Below are 22,903 nucleotides of genomic sequence, written 5' to 3'. Positions count from 1 at the left end.
CCCCGCGCTGGCCGCTTAGGTCATCCCGTGGTGGATATGTTAGCCGCACCGGAGTGATGCCGTGCCCTTCTCCACTCGTCTATTTACTCTGTTCCTCGTGGTTTGGTTGCCCTCACAGGCGTTAGCCGCCGAGGTTGTATTTCACGACACTTCGGCGGAAGTCTATTTTAGCCCGCGTGGCGGGGCGCAGCAAGCCTTGCTCCGGCATATCGAGCAGGCACGCAAATCCATCTTCGTGCAGGCGTATGGGTTCACTTCCCCGGAGATAGCCTCTGCCCTTTTGGCCGCTGCCGATCGTGGTGTCCATGTTGAGGCCATCTTGGACAGAAGCCAGCGCAAGGCACGTGGCACAAAGGCCGGAGCCCTCGCCGAGGCGGGAATCCCGGTTTATATTGATAGCCGACACGCCATTGCCCACAACAAAGTTATGGTGCTGGACCGCAGGATCGTAATTACGGGAAGCTACAACTTCACCAAGTCTGCGGAGACTCGAAACGCCGAAAATCTTTTAATTGTCGAGTCCCCTGAGTTGGCCCGGAAGTATCTTTCGTCATGGCGCAAACACAAGAAGCACTCCAAACCATGGTTGCAGCCATCTAACTAATGTCTCCTCTCTCCGGGCCGCCCTTTGGGCGGCCCTTGCCGTTTCTAGCCTCCGGCCCCTCCCGCCGATAGTAACGCCGGTTACAAGACCCGGCCTCGCCACCCGCCTAGTGTGGCCTTCGCACGCGCGTGAACCGCGCGATTGACGCTTCTCCTTGTCGCGCTCCGCCGCCGGTCTGGATGGTCCCGGCCGGTGGCGGGGCAAAGGGGAGAGGCGAACGCGGAGGCAAAATGAACACGCTCAAGTCCCTGTCCGCTTGGCTGCGCCGCAAGTCCCCGCGCATGACCCTGCCCAACCTGTTGGCCACCGCGCTTTTGCTGATTGTGGCGGCCATGGCGCCGCACCAAGCCCCGGTCCTCATGTACAAGCTCGGCGGCGTGGCCGCTGGCGGCTGCCTGGGCTACCTCCTCGACGTTGCAGCCTTCCCCTACGCCAAGCCCAGCGGATACCTCCGCGTCGACTGGCGCAACGTGGACAATTTCGAGGATGACAAGCCGGACTACGGTTTCGCCCTCGGCTGTGAGTTGCCATTCCTGATTGCGTGCGCGCGTCGCGCGGCCATCATCTGCGCCTGCATGTTGGCCGTGGCCCTGGCGCTGTAGGTGGGGGGAGAAATGGACGAGTACGATACCGACCCCTACCTCAAGCTGCTGCAGTTGGTCCTTATCTCGTTATGGGGGGGCTGCGTGGTCCTCCTTGTGGTGTTTTCCCTGCAGGCCCGCGCCCATGCCGCCGAGCGCATCCCCGCAGCCGCCCTCAAGTACCGCGGCCAGATCATCCGCGCCGCGCGCGCGGAGGCGGGCCTTGCCGCCCCGGTGGCCGTGTTCGCGGCTCAAATCGAACAGGAGTCCGGGTGGAACCGGCAAGCCGTCTCGCCTGTGGGCGCGCGTGGCCTGGGACAGTTTATGCCATCCACGGCGGCGGACATGGGCCGCAACCGCCCGGACCTCGGCCCGGCGGAACCCTTCAACCCCGGCTGGGCCATCCGCGCCCTGGTGGCCTACGACCTGGCGCAGCTCAAGCGCATCCGCGCCGCCACCCCGTGTGATGCCTGGGCCATGGCCCTGGCCGCTTACAACGGCGGCCTCGGCTGGGTGCAGCGTGACCAGGCGCTGGCCAAGCGTAAGGGCCTGGACTCCGGCCGCTGGGAGCACGTCGCCAGCGTCAACGCCGGGCGGTCCATCGCCGCGAAGCGCGAAAATACGGACTATCCCAGACAAATCCTGCTCCGGCGTCAATCCAGGTACCTAGTGTGGGGGCCGGGCATACTCTGCGAGGTCGCACAATGATCCCCCTCGACCTCACCAAACCCGCCGTCAAGCTGGCCCTGGGCCTTGGCGGCGCGCTCGCCGTGCTGCTGCTCTGCCTGGCCTGCGCCTGGGGCGGCTACCGCTACGGCCACGCCACGGCAAAGGCCGGGGGCGACAAGGCTTTGGCCGAGCTGCGCCAGACGCAAGCGGATGCCAACCGCCTGGCCAGCGACACGGCCCGGCGCATCGTGGATGCCGAGATCATCCGCCGCGATCAGTTGGCCGAAGACCTGGCCACGGCCCGCGCAACCATTGCGGCCCAGGGCCGCGCAATCACAAACCAAAGGATAGCCCATGCGTCGCAATCTGTTGCTGTTGCTGATGGCCGCTGCACTTTTGGCCATGAGTGGGTGGGGCTGTACAACGAAGCCTGGGGCTTCGGCCACGGTGATCCAGCCGGTGCCGCCTCCGCCCCCGGCCCTGACGGAGAAGCCGGAAGCCTACCGGCCGCTCAAGCCGGGGAGTTTCAACAAGGCGGAGTGACGCCGGAGGATGTGCTAGCCGTCAACCGCGACAACGCCCGCATCTGCCGCGACACCACGGCCAAGTACCTGGCCCTGCGCGAGTGGGCGCTGGGGCTGCCAAGAACCACTGATGACCAGGAGGCCCGCCCGTGAACATCGCCGACATCGGCAACGCCCTCGGGCCTTGGCTGCAAGTGTTCTCCATGCTTGGGGCCGTGGTGCAGTGCGTGGGCACCATCGTCCTGTGGATGCTCGTGCGCAAGTTCATGACCCGCGAGGAATGCGAGGACTGCCGCAAGGTCTGCCGCAAACAGGTCGACGAGCGGCTCGGCAAACAGGAGGCCAGCAGCGGTGAGCTGCACCAGGCCGTGTCCCAGGCCGCGCCCAAAGACAAGTTGGCCGAGGTGGACAAGGCCGACGAGACCTTGCGCGGGGAGATCAAGGCTCTGACCGCGATGATCCAGGGGCTCAAGGATCAGCAGCACGCCATGTCGAGGCAGGTGTCCCTGCTCATGGAACACCATTTGAGGAGGTAGCGTGAACAGCTTTGAACGCCTGTTGAACGAGGACCGCCGCCTGGTCATTCTGCGCGTGCTGACCGAAGACCCCGGCTACCGCGCCAACGCCTACGTGCTGCGCCCGGCCTTGGAGGCCATGGGCCACACTGTGGCCATGGACAAGCTGGAGGGCGACCTGGCCTGGCTGGCCGAGCTTGGTCTGCTGACCATTGGCCGGAGCTCCGGCATCACCGTGGCCACGCTCACCGCGCGCGGCCTGGACGTGGCCGCCGGTCGCGCCACTGTGCCCGGCGTCAAACGCCCAGAGCCGGAGGCGTAGGCCATGCCGCGCAAGTCCACAGTCAAGCGCCTGCCGCCGGAGCTGCGCGAGCAGATCGGCGCGCTCCTTGAGCAGGGCCGCACCCTCACGGAGATCACCGAGCATCTGCGCCAGCTGGGCGCGGAGGTCTCCCGCTCGGCCCTGGGCCGCTACAAGCAGCACCTGGACAAGGTGGGCGAGAAGCTGCGCCGTTCGCGCGAAGTGGCCGAGGCGCTCATCACCAAGCTGGGAGCGGCCCCGGAGTCCAAGACCACGCGGCTCAACGTGGAGCTGATGCACGGCGCGATCCTCGACTTGCTGCTCAAGATCAACGAGGACGGCGAAGGGGGAGAGGATGCCAAGTCCGTCGCCCTGGACCCTCAGGGCGCCATGCTGCTGGGCAAGGCGCTCGACCATCTTTCGCGCGCCAGCAAGGCCGACGCCGAGCTGATCGGCAAGATCCGCGAGCAGGCCCGCAAGGACGCCGAGGCCAAGCTGGACAAGGCCGTTGATGCGGCCACGGGCGAGGCCAAGCGCGACGCCGCCCTCACGCCGGAGCAGGTGCTGGAGCGCGTCCGGGCCATCTATCGGGGCGAAGCATGAGCGGTATCCTGTACCCGTTCCAGCGCCGCTGGATCGACGATCCCGCGCGCTTCAAGGTGGGCATGTTCGCCCGCCAGACGGGCAAGACGTTCACCAACACCCTGGAGATCGCCGAGGACATCCTGGCCCACGACGTGGCCGGCACGCGCACGCGCTGGGTCATCCTTTCGCGCGGGGAACGCCAGGCCAAGGAGGCCATGGACGAAGGGCTCAAGCTGCATTTGCGGGCCATGGGCGCGGCCTTCGAGGCCGTGGAGGGCGACTCCGGCTATCGCTACGAGGACGGCTCCAGCATCAAGGCCCTTGAGGTCATCATGCGCCACGGCTCCCGCGTCACCGCCCTGCCGGCCAATCCGGACACGGCGCGCGGCTTTTCGGCCAACGTGCTGCTCGACGAATTCGCCTTCCACAAGGATTCCCGCGCCATCTGGAAGGCGCTCTTCCCGGTCATCTCCAAGCCCGGTCTCAAGCTGCGCGTGGTCAGCACGCCAAACGGCAAGGGCAACAAATTCTACGACCTGGTCACGGGCAAGAACGACCGCTGGAGCCGCCACATCGTGGACATCCACCAGGCCGTTGCCGAAGGCCTGGAGCGCAACATAGCCGAGCTGCGCGAGGGCTGCGGCGACGAAGACGCCTGGCTGCAGGAGTTCGAGCTGCAATGGCTCGACGAGTCCTCGGCTTGGCTGTCCTACGAGCTGATCAACACCTGCGAGCATGACCGCGCCGGACAGCCGGAGGGCTACGCGGGCGGGCCGTGCTTTGTGGGGGTGGACATCGGCGCGCGGCGCGACCTGTTCGTCATCTGGGTTCTGGAGGCCGTGGGCGACGTGCTCTGGACGCGGGAGATCATCGCCCGGCGGCGCATCCCCTTTGCCGAGCAGGACCGCCTGCTCGACGCCGTGTTCGAGCGTTACCGCGTCGTTCGTTGCGGCATGGACCAGACAGGCATGGGCGAAAAGCCCGTGGAGGACGCCAAGGCACGGCACGGCAGCTTGCGCGTGGAGGGCGTGCTGTTCACCGGCCCGAACAAGCTCACCCTGGCCACGGCAGGCAAGGAAACCTTCGAGGACAAACGCATCCGCATTCCCCTGGGCGACAAAGAGGTACGGGCGGACCTGCACAAGCTCCAGCGGGTGGTCGGCCCCACGGGCAGCCCGCGCTTTGTGGCGGAGAGCGATGCCGAGGGACACGCCGACCGGGCTTGGGCCTGTTTCCTGGCCGTGAACGCGGCCTCACAGGAGCAGGAGCGTTTCGGCTCCATCCGCGTGCCCCGCAACCCCACTTCGAGCCATGAGCGGGACGACGAGTCCCATGACCGCAACGTCCGCATCACTGCCGGTTTCCGGCGCGGCAGCCTGTAGGAGCACCCATGAAAACAGTCACCCTTGTCGATCACCTGGGCCGCCCAATCGAACGGCAGACTTTGCTGAGCGAGGTGGCCGCACCGCAGCTCACCGGCGTGCGCCGCGCCTGGGATCCGGAGGCCATCGCCCAGGGGCTGACGCCGCATCGCCTAGCCAGGATTCTGCGCGCCGCGGCCGAAGGCGATCTGCGCGCATACCTCACCCTGGCCGAGGAGATGGAGGAGCGCGACCCGCATTACCAATCCGTGCTCGGCACCCGTAAGCGCGCCTGCTCCGGTTTGGAGCCCACAGTGGCCGCAGCCACGGATGACAAGCGCGACGTGGAGCTGGCCGACGCCGTGCGTGAGCATATCGCCGAGTCCACGGAGTTTCCGGACCTGTGCACCGACCTGCTTGACGGGCTGGGCAAGGGCTATGCCGCGTGCGAGATCATCTGGAACCGGCAGGCCACGCGTTGGCTTCCTGCCGCCTATGAATGGCGCGACCCCAAGTTCTTCCGCTTCGACCAGGTCACCGGCCGCGAGCTGCGCCTGGAGGATATGGGCGCAGTGGATGGCCTGCCCTTGCCTCCGTTCAAGTTCCTCGTCCACATGCCCAAGCTCAAGAGCGGCCTGCCCGCGCGCGGCGGCCTGGCCCGTCTGGTGGCGGCGGCGCACATGTGCAAAAGCTACACCCTCACGGACTGGCTGGCCTTTGCCGAGGTATTCGGCATGCCGCTGCGGCTGGGGCGCTATGGCCCGAACGCCTCTGCGGATGACATCCGGACGCTGGTCTCCGCCGTGGCCAACCTGGGCACGGACGCCGCCGCCGTGATTCCGGACACCATGCGGATTGAGATGGTTGATGGAGGCAAGGGCGGTTCCTCCGGCGGGCAGATCCTGTTCCAGAACTTGGCGGAATGGCTGGACCGGCAGGTGAGCAAGGCCGTGCTGGGCCAGACCATGACCAGCGACGATGGCAGCTCCCTTGGTCAAGCAAAGGTCCACAACGAGGTGCGCAAGGACATCTTGACGGCCGATGCGCGTCAGCTCGCCGCCACCATCAACCGCGACCTGGTGCGCCCCTTCGTCGACCTGAACTACGGTCCGCCGCCTTCCGGCAAATACCCGCGGCTGGTGCTGCCCGTGCGCGAGGCCGAGGACGTGAAGGCACTCACCGAAGCCCTGGCCAAGCTGGTGCCGCTGGGGTTGCGCGTGGAGGCCTCCGTGGTGCGCGACCGCCTGGGCTTCCCCGATCCTGCGGATGGTGCCGAGGTGCTGGGCGCGGCGCAAACACCGGCACAGGATAACGACGAGGGCCGCGCCGCGAACCGCGAGGGGTACACAACTGGCGGCGACATGGGGGCGGAGCTTGAGGAGTTCGCCGGGGAGGCCCTGGCCGACTGGGAGCCACAGGCCAGCGTCGTGGTGGATCCCGTCCAGGAGTTGGCCGACCGCTGCGAGAGCTATGAGGATTTCTTGGCCGGGCTGCCCGGCCTGCTGGAAAAGATGGATCCGTCCGCCCTGGTGCGAGCCCTGGCGCTGGCCACGTTCAAGGCGCGCGCCGTGGGTGACGCGGGGAGCGGCTCCTGATGCCACGGCGAGAGTTCACGCCGAAGCCCGGCTTTACCTTTCCCGGTCCGCCTCCCAAGGAGGCGCTGGAGTTCTTCCGCGCCAAGGGACTGAAACCTTCTTTCAGCTACCAGGATGTGTGGGCCGAGGAAAATGTGGCCAACTTCACCGTGGCCAAGGCCATGCAGCTCGACGTGCTCTCCAGCATCAGCGATGCGGCCGAGCGGGCGCTCTCGGAGGGACGCACCTTCCGCGATTTCGCCAAGGACTTGAAGCCGGAACTCCAGCGCCAGGGTTGGTGGGGCAAGCGAGAGGTCGTGGATCCGCTGACGGGCAAGACACGCATGGCGCAGCTGGGAAGCCCGCGCAGGCTCAAGACTATCTACGACACCAACATGCGCACGGCCCGCGCGGCCGGGCAGTGGGAGCGCATCCAGCGCACCAAGCGGGCGCTGCCCTTCCTCTTGTACGAACTTGGCCCCTCGCGTGAGCACCGGCCGGAGCACGCGGCCTGGGCCGGGCTCATGCTGCCCGTGGATGATCCGTTCTGGCGTAGCCACTACCCGCCCAACGGGTACGGCTGCAAATGCAGGGTCCGCCAAGTTTCGCGCGCAGAGGCCACGCGGCTTGAGAAAAGCGGTGTGAGCGCGCAGGTGCAAGAGACCGATTCCGAGTCCGGCCTGCCCACCGGCCGCTTCACCAGCCGCACACTGCCGGTCCGCACAGCCGCGCCGGAGGTTCGCACGCGGCAGTGGACAAACCGCCGCACGGGCGAAGTGAGCCAGGTGCCGGTCGGGATCGACCCCGGCTTCGACTACAACTTCGGCGAGGCCTATCGCGTGCGCCAGGCTGCCCGCCAGTGGGCGGAGAAGGTCGCCGCGGCGCCGACCGAGCTGGGCGCGGCGGCGGCTGCGGACATGCCCGCAGAGGTGCTGGCCAACCTCAACGCCGAGTATCGGGAATGGGCGCGGCGCATCGCGCGCGGCGACGCCGTTGGGGCCGGTGGGCGGCGCGTGGTGGGGGCCATGCGGCCCAGAGTCGTGGAGAAGCTGGCTGAGCTCGGCGAGCTGCCGACCGGGGCCGCGCTCACCATCGAACAGCGCGAGGTGACGCACCTGCTGGCCGAGGCCCGCAAGGGGGAAAAGGCGTTGCCCGAAGAGGTGGTGCTGAACCTGCCTGCGTACTTGGCCAAGGCCAAGGCGGTCATCTGGGATGGTGCCGGACGCCGCAAAGCCCTGCTCTACGTGCTTGACCTGGAGCAGGAGAAGCTCGGCCGCGTGGTGGTTCGCCTGGATCATTCGGCCAAGGGCGTCCCCACCAACGCCGTCCGGAGCGGATCGCGGGTGCAGGAAGCCAACCTGAAGCAGAAGGGGATGGTGGTGCTGGATGGTCAGCTGTAGCCCTCGGCGGGACGCCATCCGGATCTTGTGTCCGGCACCCCCGCATGGAAGCTCGAAAGCAACCACTGGCCCGACGGTTTTCCAGTCTTCGAGGGCTACGCTTGAATCCCATATAGGCATTCGCCGCCAGGGCGTCAATGCGGCGTCGGGCCGCCCGTAGGCCACAACTCCCCGGCAACGCCGCCGCAAGGCCGCAGAGAGCGTTTTTGAACGTTTTTGAACGCCCTCTGACATCACCCGCAGGCCGCGCCTCGTCCAGGTTACCCTCCCGCCAAAAGTCGTAACGCCGGTTACAAGACCTGGCCCGGCCCGAAGCATAGCTTCGCGGCATGAAGCACACAGCATTCAACACTGAACTCCCCGCGAGCGCCCCCGAGTGGATCCAGCTCCTGCCCGCCGGTCCGGATGTCGTCGGTGTGGACGGCCGCCGCTGGCTCTTCGACCAAGTCGGCATGGTTTCCGTGCTCAACGCCTTCGCCCGCCGGGCGCAGCCCCTCGTCATTGACTGGGAGCACGCCACCGAGTTGCGCGGCGCGGCCGGGCTGGAGGCCCCCGCATCCGGCTGGATTCGTGAACTGCAAGACCGTGGCGGCGAGCTGTGGGCGCGGGTGGAGTGGAACGCCCGCGCCGCCGAGCAGATCCGCAATCGCGAGTACCGCTACATCTCCCCAGTGTTCACCTTTCAGAAGAGTTCCGGCCGCGTCGCGGAGGTGGTCTCCGCCGGCCTCACCAACGTTCCCAACCTGCGGCTCACGGCCTTAAACCGCGAGTCCCAAGACTCCAACCAGGAGGACGACATGCCTTTGAAGCTCATTGCAAAGGCCCTGGGGCTGGACGACGGCGCGACCGCTGACCAGATCCTCACGGCCACGAATTCCCTCAAGGCCAAGGCCGAGCAGACCTCGGCCGTGCCGGTCGCCCTGTGCCGCGCCCTGGGCCTGGCCGAGACGGCAACGCCCGAAAGCGCGGTCCAGATCGTGAGCGGCCTCAAGACCCAATCCCTGGACCTCACCCGCTTCGTGCCCAGGGCCGACTACGAGCTGGCCACCAACCGCGCCAACGACGCCGAAGCCAGGCTGAAGGCCCAGGCCGACGCCCAGGCCGAGGCCGAGATCAACGGGCTGGTGGACCAGGCCGTGAAGGACGGCAAGGTGGCCCCGGCGTCCAAGGATTTCTATCTGGCGGCCTGCCGCCAGCAGGGCGGCGTGGAGGAGTTCAAGAAGTTCCTCGGCACCGCCCCGGTCATCGCCCCGGACAAGACCGTCCAGCGCGAGGTCGGCGCGGACGGCGCGGCCAAGCTCACGGATGTTGAGCAGGCCATGTGCAAGGTCCTGGATCTCGATCCCAAGGACTACGCAAAAACCCTCGGCAAGGAGGAGAAGTAGATGGCTGCCCTCACCGCTGACCGCAATACCCCGATCCGCGCCGGGGAGGAGATCGTCTACCCCGTCTCCGCCGGCAAGAAGTGCTACGCCGGTGGCCTCGCCGTCATGAACGCCGGCACCTGCGAGCCCGGCAGCACGGCGGTCGGCCTTGTGAGCGTGGGCCGCTTCGAGGAGCAGGTGGACAACAGCCTGGGCCAGGACGGCGACGCGAAGGTCAAGGTTCGTCGCGGCTGCTTCCGCTTTGGCAACTCCTCGGGCGCTGACGAGGTCACGCTCTCCGAAGTGGGGGCCAAGGCCTACATCGTGGACGACGCCACCGTGGCCAAGACCAGCGCCACAAACACCAGGTCCGAGGCCGGGGTCATCGTGGACGTTGACGACCTCGGCGTCTGGATCAACATCTAGGAGGCCTCATGATCATCAACGGAGCAAGCCTTTCGGCCCTGTTCACGGGCCTCAAAACCACCTTCAACAACGCCTTCGCCGCCGCGCCCTCCCTGTGGCCTAAAATCGCCATGCTGGTCACCTCCACCACAAGGGAGAACGACTATGCCTGGCTGGCCAACTTCCCGCGCATGCGCAAGTGGGTGGGCGACAAGGTCGTCAAGTCTTTGGCCGCCTTCAAGTACACCATCGTCAACGACGACTTCGAAGCCACCATCGCGGTGCGGCGCAACGACATCGAGGACGACAACCTGGGCATCTACGGTCCCCAGGCGAAAGGGGCGGCGTTCTCCGCCAAGCAGCTCCCGGACGAGATCATCTTCGAGCTGGTCAACCAGGGCTTCGCCTCGCCCTGCTACGATGGCCAATACTTCTTCGACACCGACCATCCCGTGAACGGCGCGAGCGTGAGCAACCGCGGCACCGTGGCCTTGTCCTGTGCCACCCTGGCTGCGGCCCAGGCAAGCTACGGCGCTGCGCGCACGGCCATGCGGAAGTTCAAGGACGATGACGGCCGTCCCCTGAACATCACCCCGACCGTGCTCCTGGTGCCCCCGGCTTTGGATGACACCGCCACCGCCCTCATGACCGTGGATCGCCTGGAGGACGGCAAGCCCAACCCCTACAAGGGCACGGCCGAGGTTGTCGTCGCAAACTGGCTGACCTCCGACACCGCCTGGTTCCTGCTGGACACCACCAAGCCGGTGATGCCCTTCATCTACCAGCAGCGCAAGGCCCCGGTATTCGTCCAGCAGACCGCCCCCGACTCGGACAACGTGTTCAACCGCGCCGAGTACAAGTTCGGGGCCGAGGCCCGCGGCGCTGGCGGCTACGGCCTCTGGCAGCTCGCCTGGGGCTCCACCGGCGCCGGCGCGTAACCAGGGAGGCGACACACCATGCCCGTGATCATCACCGCCAAGAAAGACGGCTTCCGCCGCTGCGGCGTGGCCCACCCGGCCCGCCCTGTGGAGCACGCGGACGGGACTTTCAGCAGCGAACAGCTGGAGATCCTCAAGGCCGAGCCCATGCTCGTCGTCCAGGAACTCGTCGGCGCGAGCGCCGACCCCCTGGCCGCCATGACCAAGGACAAGCTGGCCGCGCTGCTCACCGAGCGCGGGGTGTCCTTCGACCCCAAGGCCAAGAAGGACGAACTGCTGGCCCTGGCCAGCGCCCTGCCGCAGGAAAGCGGCGCCCAGGAGGAGTAGCGTGTACGCGACCGCCCAGGAACTGGAGACGCGCCTTGGTGGCGTTGACGCCTTGGTCACCCTTGCGGACCGCGACGGCGACGGCGTGGCCGATGCCGAGCTGGTGGAGCGGGCCCTGGCCGATGCCGAAGCCGAAATCGACTCCTACCTGGCCGGCCGCTACGCCCTGCCCCTGCCCACCGTGCCGGCCGTGCTCGTGCGCCTGGCGTGCGACATGGCCGTGTACCGCATCACCTGCGACTACGGCCGGGGTCTCACCGAGGAGATCCGGCAGCGTTACGAGGACGCGGTGGCCTGGCTTCGGCGCGCGGCCTCCGGGGATGTTGCCCTGGGGCTGCCGCCTCAACAGGAGCCCGCGCAAACGACAACGGTGCCGGGGCTTGTTTCCGGCAAGCCCCGCGCCTTTGTTCGCACCCGGAGGACCTGGTGAGCGGCCTGGCGCTGCGCACGGACTTCTCCGACCTGGACCGCCTGCAGACCAGGCTCGACCGGCTGGCCAAGGCGGACAGGTCACAGCTGTTGGAAGACCTCGGCGCGGTGCTGGAGTCCTCGACCCGCGCCCGCATCCAGTCCGAAAAAAGCGGCCCGGACGGCGAGCCCTGGCCGGACTGGAGCCCGGCCTACGCCATGACGCGGCATGGCGGGCACAGCCTGCTTTCCGCCGATGGCGGCCTGCTGGATTCCATCCGGCCAGACGTGCGTGGAGACGAGGTCGAGGTGGGCACCAACCTCGTGTACGGCGCGGTGCACCAGTTTGGCGGGGCCGAGGTGGACATGCCCATTCCGGCCAGGCCGTACCTGGGCGTCTCCGCCCAGGACGAGTCAGACATGCTTGCCGTGGCCGACGAATGGCTGGACGAACTGCTGGGGGAACTCAAATGAGCATCGTCGCCTTGCGCCAGGCCGTCGTGGATGACCTCAAGGCCAAGCTGCCCCGCCTGGGCGGTCGGGCCGTGGTCGTGGCCCCTCACGCGGGCCGCTTTGACGCGGCCGAGCTTTCGCGGGTGGCCACCCAGGCCCCGGCCGTGCTCGTGGCCGTGCTCGGCCTGGCCGATCTGACCGAATCCTGCGCCGAGGTTGATGGGACCTGCCAGATCGTGGCCATAGTGCTGTGCAAGGATGCGCCGCGTCTGCCGCGCGACCTTGCCTCCCTGGCTCTTGCGCAGGCCCTGGCGGGCATCGTGCCGGGCAATTGTTGGGGCGGGGCGGCGGCCAGGGCCCCGGAAGCGGTCCGCTGCGACAATCTTTTTTCCGCCAGTCTGGATAAGGCCGGGGTCGCCATGTGGGGCGTCTCGTGGAGGCAGCACGCCACGGTGGCTCGCGCATTCGGGACATCCGCACCGGAGGACATCCCGGACTGGTTCCTGTTGTGTCACGTGGAAACGGCACAGGCGCAGGACGCGCCGCTGACCGAGGACAACATCAACCTTCCCAAAGGCGAGGAGTAACCATGCCCGTCAAATATCTTGTTCCGAAACCGGGTCTCGTCGTGCGCGATCCTGTCACCAAGACCCCTCTGCCCGCAGAAGGCCGCGAGGTTGCGATGACCACGTACTGGCTCCGCCGCCTGCGCGAGGGCGACGTCCTCGAAGGCGCGCCTGTCAAGAGCGCCAAGAGCAAGGAGTAGACTATGAACATCAGCTTCAACAGCCTGTCCGAAAACGTGCGCATCCCCCTGGCGTACGTCGAATTCGACAACTCCAAGGCCGTCACCGGAACTCCGGAGGCATCGTACAAGGTGCTGTTCATCGGGCAGAAGCTGGCCGAAGGGACCGGTGCGGCCCTTGTGCCCACACGCATCACCTCCGCTGCCCAGTCCGAGGCGCTCCATGGCCGGGGCTCCATGCTCGCGGCCATGTTCCGCGCGGCCAAGGCCGCCGACCGCTGGCTGGAGACCTGGGCCATCGCCCTGGATGATTCGGTCTCCGGCGTGGCCGCAACCGGCAGCTTGCTGCTGACCGGACCGGCGATCGCCAGCGGCGTTGTGAACCTCTATGTGGGCGGCGCCCTCGTGCGCATCGCCGTCACGGCCGGAGACTCCGCGCAGAGCATTGCCGCAGCCCTGGCCGCAGCCATCAACGCCGATGGCGAACAGCCGTTGGTAGCCGCAATTAACGGCACGACGCCCGCCCAGGTGGACCTGACCTGCCGCTGGAAAGGCGCCACCGGCAACGACATCGACCTGCGGCTTAACTACCATACCGGCGAGGCCCTGCCCGCCGGGGTCGGCGTGGCCATCACCGCCATGCACGGCGGCGCGGGCGATCCCGACATCGCCGACGCCGTGGCCGTGATGGGCAACGAGTGGTGGCGCGCCATTGTCACTCCCTACACGGATACCGCCAACCTGGACGCCCTGGACGCTGAGCTGCTCGACCGCTGGGGGCCAATGCGGCAAATGGAAGGCATCGCTTATGCCGCCGTGCGCGGCACCCTGGCCCAGACCAGCACCTGGGGCCTGGCCCGCAATTCTCAGCTGCAGACCTGCATGGGCACGGGCAAGTCGCCTACGCCGCCGTGGATCTTCGCCGCCGATTACGGCGTGCAGGCCGCCAAAAGCCTTTCGGCGGACCCTGCACGGCCGCTGCAGACTCTGGTGCTGCCAAGCTGTCTGCCGCCCGCAGTGGAAGACCGCTGGGATGACCCGGAGCGCAACCTGCTGCTTTTCGACGGCGTGGCCACCTACAATGTCAATGCAGCCGGCAAGTGTTGCATCGAGCGCGAGGTGACCACCTATCGGGTCAACGCCTACGGCCTGCCCGACCCCAGTTATCTGGACATCCAGACCCCGGCCACCCTTGGCTACTGGCGCTACGCCGTGCGCGCCCGCATCACCCAGAAGTACCCCAGGCACAAACTCGCCAAGGACGGCACCCGCTTTGGGCCTGGCCAGGCCATCGTCACGCCATCCATCATCCGCGACGAGTTGTTCGTCCTGTTCCGCGAACTGGAGCTTGAAGGCCTGGTGGAGGACTTCGACGCCTTCAAGGAGGCCCTGCTCGTGGAGCGCAACGCCAACAGCCAAACCCGCGTGGATGTGCTGGCCACCCCGGACCTGGTGAACCAGTTCCGCATGTTCGCCATGCTCACCCAGTTCATTCTCTAGGAGGACGCAATGACCCAGATCACCGGCAAGGCAACCATCCGCGTCGACGGCACCGAGCTGCGCACCGCGCCCGGCGCCACCCTGGACACAGGCGGTGAGAAGCGCGAGCCCAAGGTGGGCGCGGGCAAGGTGTGGGGCTTCTCCGAGGACACCCAGGCCCCGGAGGTCACCTGCAAGGTCTACCACACGGCGGACACCTCGCTCAAAAAGCTCGGGGCCATCACCAGCGCCACCTTGAGCTTTGAATGCGACACCGGCGCGAAGTTCGTCCTGCGCGAGGCCTTCGTGACCGAGCCGCCCAAGCTGGACGCCAAGGACGGCACCGTGGAGCTCAAATTCTCCGCCATCAGCTGCGACGAGGCCTAGCCATGAACACCCTCACCCTCACCCTCATGGACGGCCTGGCCATCGGCGAAGACGTGCTCAAGGAAGCCGTGTTGCGGGCGTCCACCTGCGGCGACATCATCGAAGCCCACGAGGAGAGCGAGAAGCTGGTCTACACCAAGGAAGGGCCGCGCCTGGTCTCCAGCCCCACGCTTTCGGGCGCGGGCATGTTGCGTCGGCAGATCGTGCGCATCGGCAACATGCAGGGGCCGTTCTCCTTGCAGGATCTCCACAAGCTGAGCCCGCGCGACATGCGCGCCCTGCAGGACGCGGCCGAGGCGCTGGACGATGCCGCGGCCGGGGAGGCCTTGAGCGCACGGGGGCGAGATTCCGGGGCTGGCGAGTAATGTCCGGGCGCTGGTCCTGATCCTGGCCGTGAAAACCGGCTGGAGCGAGGGCGAGTTGTCCCGGCTGCCGCTGCCCCGCCTGTTCCGGTACCTTGAAGGCCTTGAAAAGATCCAGAAAGGAAAACGTCAATGACCATGCGCGCATCCGTCATCCTCGACCTGACTGGCAATCTGGCCGCCCAGGCCCGGCGCAACGAGGCCGCCCTGGGCGGTCTCGCCCGTTCCGGCACACGGGATATGGGCCTGCTCTCTCGGTCAGTATCGGCGGTCGGGCGTGGTTTGGATTCCCTGGCGGGGAAATACTCGGCTGCATTGGCGGGTGCGGGCGTTGCTTTCAAGTCGTACCGCGCTGTCGCTGATTCCGCGCAGCTCGACAAGAGCCTGATCCGCGTCACGCAGACTGCCGGGGCAACGAGGCAGGCTGCTGCCGCCCTGCGCCGGGAACTGCTCGAAATGGCCAAAGAAACCGGCCAGTCCGTAGACGACCTGCTCGTGGGCTTCAACGCCTTGGTCGCGTCGGGCATGGAATGGGACAAGGCCTTGGCCACCATCGGGCCGATCAACAAAGCCATGGCTGTCACAGGGGCAAACGCGAAAGTCTTGTCCGATGGGCTCACCGTGGCTGGTGAGGCCTTCCAATTCGATTTGAGCAAGGCAGGTCAGGCGGCGCAGCTACTGGACCAAATGACTGTTGCTGGCCGACTTGGAAATGCCGAATTGGAGGACCTCTCCGGCATTATTGCGGGCATTGGCCAGGACGCCAAGGCTGCGGGCATGTCATTTGGACAAGCGCTTGGGTTCGTGGAAAAGCTGTCCTTGATCGAAAAGAGTCCCGACAGGCTTCGCACCCTTGCCTCTTCGACTCTGCGGCTGTTTACCAATTTGGACTACCAAAAGAAGGCGAGTCAGGCCACCGGGGTCAAGTTTTATGACGCCAAGGGAGAACGGCGCGCGGCCATAGATGTCCTCGAGGATATCTCCGCGAAATACAAAAAGGCGACCACCGACGCCCAGCGGGATCGGTTCATTGATGCCGCATTTGGAGACGCCGACCTGGACACAAAGAAGGGCTTGGGCTCGTCGGTGCTCAAAGGTAACGCCATCGCAGAGATGCGGGCGATGATCAGCCAAATTGAGAAGGCGAACGGTGCGATCACCAAAGACCTCCCCGACGCGCTGGCCAACTCCGTTGACCAGGTTGCGCGCCTGAAGGCTGCGCTTCGGCAGGCTGCTGACGGCTTCGCCAAGCCCGTAAACGAGACCATCCAGGGGGCCATCAAGCACCTGTTGGATGAGCGTAAGCTCAGCGGTGAGCAATTGCTTGCGGGCGGAGCTGCGGCGGCGGGGATTGGCTTCGGCCTGGTCAAGGGCGGCGGCAAGCTGCTTCAGAAGGTCGGGGGTATGGGCGCTGGGGTGGCCACGGGAAAGGCGCTCCAGGAATTCGCCGGGGTGACGCCTGTCTATGTGGTGAATATGCCAGGAGGCGGGTTGACCGCCACAGGCGGTGGCGTCGGGGGTGGAATCGGCGAAGGCTTTGCCAAGACGGGCAACCGGGCGGGGAAGCTGGCCAGGCTTACCAAGTGGGGCGGGCGCATCGGCGTCGCGCTGGCCGTGGCCGGCACCGGCTACGAGATGTACAACGCCTGGACCGACCGCAACGCCACCACGGGGCAGAAGGTGCAGACCACAGCCGGAGGCGTGGGCGGCCTGGCCGGTGGCTTGGGCGGGGCCAAGATCGGGGCGGCCATCGGCACGGCCATTGCGCCTGGTTTGGGCACGGCCATCGGCGGGCTGCTGGGCGGAGCCGTGGGCTACATGGCGGGCAAATTCGGCGGAGAGGCCCTGGCGGAGAAGTTGACGCCAAAGGACATCGCCGACGCGGTGAACGCCAAGGACGCCCATTTGCGCATTGAGGTCACCGGCCCGGCCGCCGTGCGCGAGGTGCGCACCAAGGGCTTCACCGCCGATGTCGACACCGGCCTCTACATGGGGGCGCACTGATGGCCGCCGAGACCGCATCCAGTTGGCGTGACAAGCTGCGCCCCGGTTCATTCCGCGGCGTGCCCTTCAAGGTGGATAGCCACGACACGGCTTTTGGCCGCCGCACGGCCACGCACGAATACCCGCTGCGCGACACCCCCTACACGGAGGACCTCGGCCGCAAGGCGCGTGAGTACACTCTGGAACTCCTCGTCATAGGCACGGACTACATGGACGCGCGCGACCGCCTCCGCGAAGCCCTTGAGAAGGGCGGCCCCGGCGAGCTTGTCCACCCGTACCTTGGCACGCTGGAGGTCTGCGCGCGCGATGGCGGTCGCCTGCGCGAATCCACGCGGGAGGGGGGCATGGCCCGCTTCACCGTGGTGTTCGTCGAAGCGGGGGCCGAGCTTGAGCCCGATTCGAAAAAGGACACGGCCTGGGTTGTGGACCAGGCCTCAGAGAATGCGACAAAGAAGGCGGAAACGGACTTTTCGGGGAGGTTCAGCATCGCCGGTCCGCTGCGCCTGCTCACAACGTCCAAGGCCGGGCTGGATCAGCTCCTCGGCGGCGTCAAAAGCATGGTGGGCGCTCCTTTTTCTGAACTCAAAATGGCCAAGGACATTCTCTCCAGCCTGTGGGGCGAGCCGTCCTGTCTGGCCGGATGGATCACCGGCCTGTTCAGCGGGCTGGCCGGACTCGACCCTACGACAAGCTCCTCCGTGGCCCTTGCTCTGGCAAAGGGGGATATTTCCGCACGCGGTTGCGGCTATGCGGGCAGTTCGCCGACGTCCGCCCTGGGCGCACAGAGTCTGGCCAACCTGCAGGCACTGGATTCCCTTGTGCAGGTGGCGGCCATCGCCAGCGCGGCACGCGCCGCCTCGGGCACAGAGTACGCCTCGGCGGATGACGCCCTGGCCACGCGCGACGCCGTCTGCGAGGCCATTGAAAACGCGGCCCTGGAGGCTTCGGATTCCATGTACCCACAGTTGGCGGACTTGCGCGCCGCCGTTGTGGAGGACCTGGGAACACGCGCCGCGGCCTTGCCGCGTCTGTCCTCATACAGATTGCCCACCACAACTCCGGCCGTGGTCATCGCCCACCAGTTGTATGGCGACGCCACACGCGAGGGGGAAATCACGGCGCGCAACCATGTGCGCCATCCCGGCGCTGTGCCGGGCGGGACAACCCTGGAGGTGCTTGCCGATGCCTTCGTATGACGTGCGGCTTGAAGTGGGCGACATGCTCTATGGCGGCTGGGCGTCCATAGTGATCCGGCGCGGCCTTGAACAGGTGGCCGGCAGCTTTGAGCTGGCCCTTACAGAGCGCTGGCCCGGTCAGGACATCCCCCGGCCCATCGCGCCCGGCGCGCGCTGCCGGGTGCTGGTGGATGGCGAGCCCGTCATCACTGGCTACGTCGACGACGTCATGCCCTCCTATGACGCGAAGGAGCATGGCCTGTCGGTGAGTGGCCGGGACAAGACCGCTGACCTGGTGGACTGCTCGGCGCCTTCGACGCAATGGGCGGGGCGCGGGCTGCTGCCTGTGGCCAAAGCCTTGTGCCGTCCCTTCGGCATCGAGGTGCTCGCCCAGTGTGATACGGGCAAGCCTTTCTCTCAGCTCAAGAACAATGAGGGCGACAGCGTCTACGAAACTCTTGAGGCGGCCGCCAGGGTGCGGGCCGTGCTGCTCGTCACGGATGGGCATGGCCGATTGCTCATCACGCGGGCGGGCCAGGGCGCGCGCGTGGCCACGGTGCTGGAACTCGGCAAGAATGTGCTTGGCTGCAAGGCCTCGTTTTCTCTACGCGATCGGTTCAGCACATACACGGTGAAGGGGCAAAGCGTCGGTCTGGACGGCTGGGGAGGCGCGGCGGCGCATTCCAAGGGCTCCGCGAACGACTCCCGCGTGCCGCGCCATCGTCCGTTGACCATCATCGCCGAGGACCAGGTGGAGGGAGCAGGCGCTGGCGAACGTGCCCGCTGGGAGGCCAGCGTGCGCTATGGCCGCTCGCGGCGCGTCACGTACACGGTACGCGGCTGGAAGCACGCCAACGGACTTTGGGAGCCCGGCCAGACCGTGCCTGTTCGGGATACATGGTTGTCCATCGACGAACCGCTGCTGATGGTGGGCGTGGCCTATCTGCTCGATGAACAGGGGACGCGCTGCGAGCTGACGCTTCAGCCTGTGGAGGCGTTCAGCCTGCTGCCCGTGCCGGAGAAGGACAAGGGGGAGGTTTGGCCATGATGCGCGCGTTGCAGAAAATGCACGAGGGCTTGCGCCGCAAGATGGCCACGCTCGTCAACCGGGCCATTGTGCAGATGGTGGCTGATGCGGATGGGCTGCAGGAGTTGCAGGTGCAAGCCCTGGCCGACGAGGTCATGGGCCGCATCGAACGCATGCAGCAATACGGATTCACCAGCGTACCGCTGCCCGGCGCCGAGGCTGTGTTGCTGTCCGCTGCAGGGTGCCGGTCCAATGCCATTGTGGTGGCCGTTGATGACCGGCGCTACCGACTTACGGGGCTTCAAGGCGGCGAGGTGGCGCTCTACACGGATGAAGGCGACAGCGTCGTGCTCAAGCGCGGCCATCTCATTGAGGTCTCCACCGAGACTTTACACGTAAAGGCGACCACGAGGGTGCTCTTCGAAACGCCTTCCTTTGCCATGATCGCGCCTGGCGGCGGTGCGACCTCGGCCAGCATCCAGGGTAGTCTGCATGCAACGGGCAACATCGCAACCGATGCCGATGCCCTCGCGGGCAGCGTGTCTCTGCGCGGCCATGTCCATCCGGAGAACGACGGCGGCGGGCCGACCGGCTCGCCGGTCGGGGGCTAGGCCATGGATATCGCCGTTGCCTTCAAGACGTTTTCCGGTGACCTGAGCATCCAGGGCGGCGACCTGGCCAAGGAGGACGGTCTGGTCACGGCCGTCACCCTGTCCCTGTTTCTCGACGCCCGTGCGCGCGACGATGATGAAATTCCGGACGGGACATCGGACCGGCGCGGCTGGTGGGCGGACGCCTATTCCGGGCTGGCAGGCGACTCGACCGGATCACGTTTGTGGTTGCTCTCGCGGGAGAAACAGTTGTCGGAGGTGTTGGAGCGCGCGCGGGAGTACGCCGCCGAGGCCCTGGACTGGATGGTGAAGGACGCGGTGGCCAAGACCGTACAGGTTGAGGCCTCCGCCCCTGGAAATGGTGTTCTCGCCTTGGACATCCGTATCGAACGGCCAAACGGCGACGTGGTGAACACCCGTTACACTCTGTTGTGGGAGGCCATGAAATGAGTTTTGACAGGCCCTCGCTCGCCACCCTCATCTCGCGCGATCAGGCGGATACCGCCGCCAGGCTTGCCGGAGCCGATCCTACGCTGCGCCGCTCGCTTGTCGGTGTGCTGTCATCCGTGCGGGCCGCTGCGGTGCATGGGTTGTATGGCTATCTTGACTGGCTGGCCCTGCAGCTTATGCCCGACACGGCCGAGACCGAGCATCTGGAGCGTTGGGCTTCCATCTGGGGGCTGGCGCGCCAGGCCGCCACCCGGGCTACCGGCTTGGCCACGTTTACCGGTGCGAGCGGTGCGGCCATCCCAGCGGAAACGATAGTGCTGCGGTCCGATGGGACGGTGTATGTCACCGACGAGGAAGCCCTGCTGGTAGACGGCATCGCAAACGTCGCGATTACCGCCAGCCAGGCCGGGACTGTCGGCAACGCCGGGGCCGGGGTGCTGCTGGCCCTGGAGTCACCGATATCCGGAGTGGAAAGCAAGGCGACGGCCGCCAGCGGCCTCACCGGCGGGGCCGATGATGAAACCGATGCCGCTCTGCGCGCCCGACTGCTGCTGCGTATCCGGACCCCAGCCAAGGGCGGCTCCGCCGACGATTACGCACGGTGGGTGCTCGATCATGTGCCCGGCGCCACACGCGCCTGGGTGGCTCCGCAGGAGCTTGGCGCGGGCACAGTGACGGTGCGCTTTTGCATGGATGGCGCCTACGCTGACGGTATTCCGGCGGCTGGAGATGTCGCAGCGGCCCAGGCCATTCTGGAAACCCTCCGTCCGGTCACGGCGGAGGTGTACGTTGCGGCCCCCATATCCAGGCCCCTCGGCCTTTCCATCCGCCTCACCCCGGACTTGGCCAGCGTGCGCGCGGCCGTGACCGCGGAACTTGCCGATATGTTGCGCGACGAAGCAACGCCTGGCGGGACCATTCTCGTCAGCCACATCCGCGAGGCCATCAGCCTCGCCACGGGCGAAACCGACCATGTGCTGCTTTCCCCCACGACAAATGTGGAATGCGCCACAGGGGAACTTGCGGTCGTTGGCGCCATCACCTGGAGCGAATGATGGGCATGAACGGCTCCGATTACCTCGCCCTGTTGCTGGCCCTGCAACCGCCAGGTCCGGCTCTGCCCAGCAGTCCTGACAGTATTTGGGGGGCGCTGCTGCGGGCCGAGGCCGACGAGTTGGCCAGGGTGGACGGGCGGGCTGATGGCCTGATGGCCGAAAGCGACCCGCGCACCAGCGCCGAATTGCTGCCCGACTGGGAGCGCGTGTGCGGGTTGCCGGGCGTGTGCGGAGCATCGGCTCAGACGGTGGCTGCCAGGCGTGCCGCGGTGCATGCACAGCTTGTGGAGCTCGGCGGCCAGCGCCCGGCCGACTATGTGACGCTGGCCGCCACCCTTGGCTACCCGGATGCTCGGGTTGAAGAATTCCGGCCGTTCCGCGTCGGTCAGTCCGGCGCCGGAGACGGCCTTTATGATGGTGACTGGCGGCATTGCTTCCGATTGCGGGTGCAGGCCGGGCTTGTCCGCCGGTTTACGGTGGGGCAATCCGCAGCGGGCGAACCGCTGGCAACATGGGGCGACGAACTGCTGGAATGCGTGGTCAGCGACCGCGCCCCGGCCCATGCCATTGCGCAAGTTGCGTATGGAGAGGAGGAATAATGCACAGGATTGACCATGCGACGGCCACATCTGGCCATCTGTTCACCGAAGGCTCGGCAGCGGCGGCCGTACCCGCCACCATCATGACGGCAGCCTGGGCGAACGATGTGCAGGAGAACTTGGCCAAGCTCATCGAGACGGCAAGCATCGCACTGGTAAAAGGCGATGACGCGCAACTCACCCAGGCCGTCCTCAAGCTCATTCTGGACGCCGTGGCTGGGCATAATGAGTCCGCCGCCGCCCACGCGGACATCCGCCAACTTATCGCGGGCATCACCATCCCCGCCGCCAGCGAGACCGTGGCGGGCGTGCTCAAGCTGTCCACTACTGACCAAGCCCGTGCGGGCACGGACAACACCACGGCCATGAGCCCGGCGGACGTGGCGGCGGCCATCGCGGCCGCCCGCTGGTCCGATGCGTTGGCCCGCGATAACGCGGCGATGTCCACATTTGTTGCGCACCTCACCGCTGGGCGCGCCAGCGGCCCGGTGCCCCGAGGCGGCATCTGGACCCTGGCGACCAACGAGCTTTCGGGCAGCGGCGCGTACTACGACGCCAGCGGCCATGCCTACCACAACCAGGTCCCCAGCAGCGTGGACCATTCTGGGACGATAAGCGCGGGCACTCCCAACGTTTCCGGATACACTGTCGTGGATACATCCGTCGTCATCGCCAATGGCCGTGTCGTAACGCATGTGCGCATCTATGCCACGGCCTCCAGCACCGGAGTCATCTACGTGTTTCAGCGCACGGCAGCCGGAGCGTATACCGTCGTCGCGTCGGGAGGTTTTAGCCATACGGGCAGCGGATGGGAGCAGTTCGCGCTCTCTGCGGCGTACACAGTTCCAGCCACGGGAACATATATGGTCGGTGCGTATTCCGCCAATTTCGGGGCGTGCAGCTACCACACCGCTGGCCGGGCGTACAAGACGGGATCAAGCAGCGGCAGCGTCACCATGAGTGAGGATATGATTTCTGGCGTGGCCATGGGCTACGCCTA

Annotated in this window: 28 protein-coding genes and 1 pseudogene; all 29 read left to right on the top strand. The window is 66.7% G+C overall.

All coding sequences use genetic code 11. From position 1 onward, the window contains the following. The first annotated feature begins 61 nt into the window (after window positions 1–61). Window positions 62–604, top strand: a complete 543-nt coding sequence (locus CHB73_RS11360) for a phospholipase D family nuclease (RefSeq protein ID WP_235641590.1) — start codon at window positions 62–64, stop codon at window positions 602–604. A 230-nt stretch (window positions 605–834) separates the two neighbouring features. After that, window positions 835–1,206, top strand: a complete 372-nt coding sequence (locus CHB73_RS11355; RefSeq protein ID WP_179217014.1) for a putative holin — start codon at window positions 835–837, stop codon at window positions 1,204–1,206. A 12-nt stretch (window positions 1,207–1,218) separates the two neighbouring features. Further along, the gene (locus CHB73_RS11350; RefSeq protein WP_089274711.1) at window positions 1,219–1,893 is read left to right on the top strand and encodes a transglycosylase SLT domain-containing protein; all 675 of its coding nucleotides are present in this window, start codon (window positions 1,219–1,221) and stop codon (window positions 1,891–1,893) included. Continuing rightward, window positions 1,890–2,531, top strand: a complete 642-nt coding sequence (locus CHB73_RS11345; RefSeq protein ID WP_089274710.1) for a hypothetical protein — start codon at window positions 1,890–1,892, stop codon at window positions 2,529–2,531. Before CHB73_RS11350 ends, CHB73_RS11345 begins: the two co-directional genes overlap by 4 nt. Beyond that, on the top strand, window positions 2,528–2,914 hold the full coding sequence (locus CHB73_RS11340) for a DUF2730 family protein (protein WP_089274709.1): 387 nt from the start codon (window positions 2,528–2,530) through the stop codon (window positions 2,912–2,914). The genes CHB73_RS11345 and CHB73_RS11340 overlap by 4 nt, the downstream gene beginning before the upstream one ends. Before the next feature lies 1 nt (window position 2,915). Then, the gene (locus CHB73_RS11335; RefSeq protein WP_089274708.1) at window positions 2,916–3,215 is read left to right on the top strand and encodes a VpaChn25_0724 family phage protein; all 300 of its coding nucleotides are present in this window, start codon (window positions 2,916–2,918) and stop codon (window positions 3,213–3,215) included. A gap of 3 nt (window positions 3,216–3,218) precedes the next feature. Beyond that, the gene (locus CHB73_RS11330; RefSeq protein ID WP_089274707.1) at window positions 3,219–3,797 is read left to right on the top strand and encodes a DUF3486 family protein; all 579 of its coding nucleotides are present in this window, start codon (window positions 3,219–3,221) and stop codon (window positions 3,795–3,797) included. Next, window positions 3,794–5,161 (top strand): phage terminase large subunit family protein, encoded by a 1,368-nt coding sequence (locus CHB73_RS11325; protein ID WP_089274706.1) that lies wholly within the window; start codon window positions 3,794–3,796, stop codon window positions 5,159–5,161. The genes CHB73_RS11330 and CHB73_RS11325 overlap by 4 nt, the downstream gene beginning before the upstream one ends. Before the next feature lie 8 nt (window positions 5,162–5,169). Further along, on the top strand, window positions 5,170–6,735 hold the full coding sequence (locus CHB73_RS11320) for a DUF935 domain-containing protein (protein ID WP_089274705.1): 1,566 nt from the start codon (window positions 5,170–5,172) through the stop codon (window positions 6,733–6,735). Further along, window positions 6,735–8,114 carry a phage head morphogenesis protein gene (locus CHB73_RS17000; protein WP_089274704.1) on the top strand — a complete coding sequence of 460 codons (1,380 nt, stop codon included), beginning with the start codon at window positions 6,735–6,737 and terminating at the stop codon, window positions 8,112–8,114. The genes CHB73_RS11320 and CHB73_RS17000 overlap by 1 nt, the downstream gene beginning before the upstream one ends. A 329-nt stretch (window positions 8,115–8,443) precedes the next feature. Further along, window positions 8,444–9,499 carry a phage protease gene (locus tag CHB73_RS11310; protein ID WP_089274703.1) on the top strand — a complete coding sequence of 352 codons (1,056 nt, stop codon included), beginning with the start codon at window positions 8,444–8,446 and terminating at the stop codon, window positions 9,497–9,499. Then, the gene (locus CHB73_RS11305) at window positions 9,500–9,904 is read left to right on the top strand and encodes a hypothetical protein (protein ID WP_089274702.1); all 405 of its coding nucleotides are present in this window, start codon (window positions 9,500–9,502) and stop codon (window positions 9,902–9,904) included. Window positions 9,905–9,912: 8 nt separating this feature from the next. Continuing rightward, complete coding sequence (locus CHB73_RS11300) at window positions 9,913–10,821, top strand: Mu-like prophage major head subunit gpT family protein (protein ID WP_089274701.1); 909 nt, start codon at window positions 9,913–9,915, stop codon at window positions 10,819–10,821. Between the two features lie 18 nt (window positions 10,822–10,839). Then, entirely contained in the window at window positions 10,840–11,148 is a 309-nt protein-coding gene (locus CHB73_RS16995) for an HI1506-related protein (RefSeq protein ID WP_089274700.1), read from the top strand. A 1-nt stretch (window position 11,149) separates the two neighbouring features. Then, window positions 11,150–11,578: a gp436 family protein gene (locus CHB73_RS11290; RefSeq protein WP_089274699.1), complete on the top strand. Its 429-nt coding sequence runs from the start codon at window positions 11,150–11,152 to the stop codon at window positions 11,576–11,578. Further along, on the top strand, window positions 11,575–12,030 hold the full coding sequence (locus tag CHB73_RS11285) for a phage virion morphogenesis protein (protein WP_179217013.1): 456 nt from the start codon (window positions 11,575–11,577) through the stop codon (window positions 12,028–12,030). The genes CHB73_RS11290 and CHB73_RS11285 overlap by 4 nt, the downstream gene beginning before the upstream one ends. After that, a complete protein-coding gene (locus CHB73_RS11280) occupies window positions 12,027–12,596 on the top strand; it encodes a hypothetical protein (protein ID WP_089274697.1) in 570 nt (189 codons plus the stop codon). Before CHB73_RS11285 ends, CHB73_RS11280 begins: the two co-directional genes overlap by 4 nt. A gap of 2 nt (window positions 12,597–12,598) precedes the next feature. Next, window positions 12,599–12,775, top strand: coding sequence for a DUF2635 domain-containing protein (locus tag CHB73_RS11275; protein ID WP_089274696.1), 177 nt, complete (start codon window positions 12,599–12,601; stop codon window positions 12,773–12,775). Window positions 12,776–12,778: 3 nt separating this feature from the next. Continuing rightward, entirely contained in the window at window positions 12,779–14,254 is a 1,476-nt protein-coding gene (locus CHB73_RS11270) for a phage tail sheath subtilisin-like domain-containing protein (RefSeq protein WP_089274695.1), read from the top strand. Window positions 14,255–14,263: 9 nt separating this feature from the next. Next, entirely contained in the window at window positions 14,264–14,620 is a 357-nt protein-coding gene (locus CHB73_RS11265; RefSeq protein WP_089274694.1) for a phage tail tube protein, read from the top strand. 2 nt (window positions 14,621–14,622) lie between these two features. Beyond that, window positions 14,623–14,985: a phage tail assembly protein gene (locus CHB73_RS11260; RefSeq protein WP_089274693.1), complete on the top strand. Its 363-nt coding sequence runs from the start codon at window positions 14,623–14,625 to the stop codon at window positions 14,983–14,985. Window positions 14,986–15,114: 129 nt separating this feature from the next. Next, window positions 15,115–16,986, top strand: coding sequence for a phage tail tape measure protein (locus CHB73_RS11255; RefSeq protein WP_089274692.1), 1,872 nt, complete (start codon window positions 15,115–15,117; stop codon window positions 16,984–16,986). Then, window positions 16,986–18,182, top strand: coding sequence for a DNA circularization protein (locus CHB73_RS11250; RefSeq protein WP_089274691.1), 1,197 nt, complete (start codon window positions 16,986–16,988; stop codon window positions 18,180–18,182). Before CHB73_RS11255 ends, CHB73_RS11250 begins: the two co-directional genes overlap by 1 nt. Further along, window positions 18,169–19,209 carry a phage baseplate assembly protein gene (locus tag CHB73_RS11245; RefSeq protein WP_089274690.1) on the top strand — a complete coding sequence of 347 codons (1,041 nt, stop codon included), beginning with the start codon at window positions 18,169–18,171 and terminating at the stop codon, window positions 19,207–19,209. The genes CHB73_RS11250 and CHB73_RS11245 overlap by 14 nt, the downstream gene beginning before the upstream one ends. After that, window positions 19,206–19,799, top strand: a complete 594-nt coding sequence (locus CHB73_RS11240) for a phage baseplate assembly protein V (protein WP_218819401.1) — start codon at window positions 19,206–19,208, stop codon at window positions 19,797–19,799. Before CHB73_RS11245 ends, CHB73_RS11240 begins: the two co-directional genes overlap by 4 nt. A gap of 3 nt (window positions 19,800–19,802) precedes the next feature. Then, window positions 19,803–20,249 carry a phage GP46 family protein gene (locus CHB73_RS11235; RefSeq protein ID WP_089274689.1) on the top strand — a complete coding sequence of 149 codons (447 nt, stop codon included), beginning with the start codon at window positions 19,803–19,805 and terminating at the stop codon, window positions 20,247–20,249. Further along, a complete protein-coding gene (locus CHB73_RS11230; RefSeq protein ID WP_089274688.1) occupies window positions 20,246–21,304 on the top strand; it encodes a baseplate J/gp47 family protein in 1,059 nt (352 codons plus the stop codon). The genes CHB73_RS11235 and CHB73_RS11230 overlap by 4 nt, the downstream gene beginning before the upstream one ends. 5 nt (window positions 21,305–21,309) lie before the next feature. After that, entirely contained in the window at window positions 21,310–21,903 is a 594-nt protein-coding gene (locus tag CHB73_RS11225; RefSeq protein ID WP_179217012.1) for a YmfQ family protein, read from the top strand. Next, a pseudogene (locus CHB73_RS11220) lies at window positions 21,903–22,903 on the top strand (hypothetical protein); the annotation flags it as partial. The gene CHB73_RS11225 and the pseudogene CHB73_RS11220, both read left to right, overlap by 1 nt.

Origin of the sequence: Humidesulfovibrio mexicanus (genome assembly GCF_900188225.1) — a bacterium.
GTDB classification, from domain to species: domain Bacteria; phylum Desulfobacterota; class Desulfovibrionia; order Desulfovibrionales; family Desulfovibrionaceae; genus Humidesulfovibrio; species Humidesulfovibrio mexicanus.
Note: the sequence above shows the minus strand (reverse complement) of the source record. Positions and strands in the feature narration are given on the sequence as shown.

What these genes read in the sequence shown, in the direction of transcription:
- CHB73_RS11355 (WP_179217014.1), top strand. Translation starts at nt 835, where the DNA reads ATGAACACGCTCAAGTCCCTGTCCGCTTGGCTGCGCCGCAAGTCCCCG.
- CHB73_RS11350 (WP_089274711.1), top strand. Translation starts at nt 1,219, where the DNA reads ATGGACGAGTACGATACCGACCCCTACCTCAAGCTGCTGCAGTTGGTC.
- CHB73_RS11345 (WP_089274710.1), top strand. Translation starts at nt 1,890, where the DNA reads ATGATCCCCCTCGACCTCACCAAACCCGCCGTCAAGCTGGCCCTGGGC.
- CHB73_RS11330 (WP_089274707.1), top strand. Translation starts at nt 3,219, where the DNA reads ATGCCGCGCAAGTCCACAGTCAAGCGCCTGCCGCCGGAGCTGCGCGAG.
- CHB73_RS11325 (WP_089274706.1), top strand. Translation starts at nt 3,794, where the DNA reads ATGAGCGGTATCCTGTACCCGTTCCAGCGCCGCTGGATCGACGATCCC.
- CHB73_RS11320 (WP_089274705.1), top strand. Translation starts at nt 5,170, where the DNA reads ATGAAAACAGTCACCCTTGTCGATCACCTGGGCCGCCCAATCGAACGG.
- CHB73_RS17000 (WP_089274704.1), top strand. Translation starts at nt 6,735, where the DNA reads ATGCCACGGCGAGAGTTCACGCCGAAGCCCGGCTTTACCTTTCCCGGT.
- CHB73_RS11310 (WP_089274703.1), top strand. Translation starts at nt 8,444, where the DNA reads ATGAAGCACACAGCATTCAACACTGAACTCCCCGCGAGCGCCCCCGAG.
- CHB73_RS11305 (WP_089274702.1), top strand. Translation starts at nt 9,500, where the DNA reads ATGGCTGCCCTCACCGCTGACCGCAATACCCCGATCCGCGCCGGGGAG.
- CHB73_RS11300 (WP_089274701.1), top strand. Translation starts at nt 9,913, where the DNA reads ATGATCATCAACGGAGCAAGCCTTTCGGCCCTGTTCACGGGCCTCAAA.
- CHB73_RS16995 (WP_089274700.1), top strand. Translation starts at nt 10,840, where the DNA reads ATGCCCGTGATCATCACCGCCAAGAAAGACGGCTTCCGCCGCTGCGGC.
- CHB73_RS11280 (WP_089274697.1), top strand. Translation starts at nt 12,027, where the DNA reads ATGAGCATCGTCGCCTTGCGCCAGGCCGTCGTGGATGACCTCAAGGCC.
- CHB73_RS11275 (WP_089274696.1), top strand. Translation starts at nt 12,599, where the DNA reads ATGCCCGTCAAATATCTTGTTCCGAAACCGGGTCTCGTCGTGCGCGAT.
- CHB73_RS11270 (WP_089274695.1), top strand. Translation starts at nt 12,779, where the DNA reads ATGAACATCAGCTTCAACAGCCTGTCCGAAAACGTGCGCATCCCCCTG.
- CHB73_RS11265 (WP_089274694.1), top strand. Translation starts at nt 14,264, where the DNA reads ATGACCCAGATCACCGGCAAGGCAACCATCCGCGTCGACGGCACCGAG.
- CHB73_RS11260 (WP_089274693.1), top strand. Translation starts at nt 14,623, where the DNA reads ATGAACACCCTCACCCTCACCCTCATGGACGGCCTGGCCATCGGCGAA.
- CHB73_RS11255 (WP_089274692.1), top strand. Translation starts at nt 15,115, where the DNA reads ATGACCATGCGCGCATCCGTCATCCTCGACCTGACTGGCAATCTGGCC.
- CHB73_RS11250 (WP_089274691.1), top strand. Translation starts at nt 16,986, where the DNA reads ATGGCCGCCGAGACCGCATCCAGTTGGCGTGACAAGCTGCGCCCCGGT.
- CHB73_RS11245 (WP_089274690.1), top strand. Translation starts at nt 18,169, where the DNA reads ATGCCTTCGTATGACGTGCGGCTTGAAGTGGGCGACATGCTCTATGGC.
- CHB73_RS11240 (WP_218819401.1), top strand. Translation starts at nt 19,206, where the DNA reads ATGATGCGCGCGTTGCAGAAAATGCACGAGGGCTTGCGCCGCAAGATG.
- CHB73_RS11235 (WP_089274689.1), top strand. Translation starts at nt 19,803, where the DNA reads ATGGATATCGCCGTTGCCTTCAAGACGTTTTCCGGTGACCTGAGCATC.
- CHB73_RS11230 (WP_089274688.1), top strand. Translation starts at nt 20,246, where the DNA reads ATGAGTTTTGACAGGCCCTCGCTCGCCACCCTCATCTCGCGCGATCAG.
- CHB73_RS11225 (WP_179217012.1), top strand. Translation starts at nt 21,310, where the DNA reads ATGAACGGCTCCGATTACCTCGCCCTGTTGCTGGCCCTGCAACCGCCA.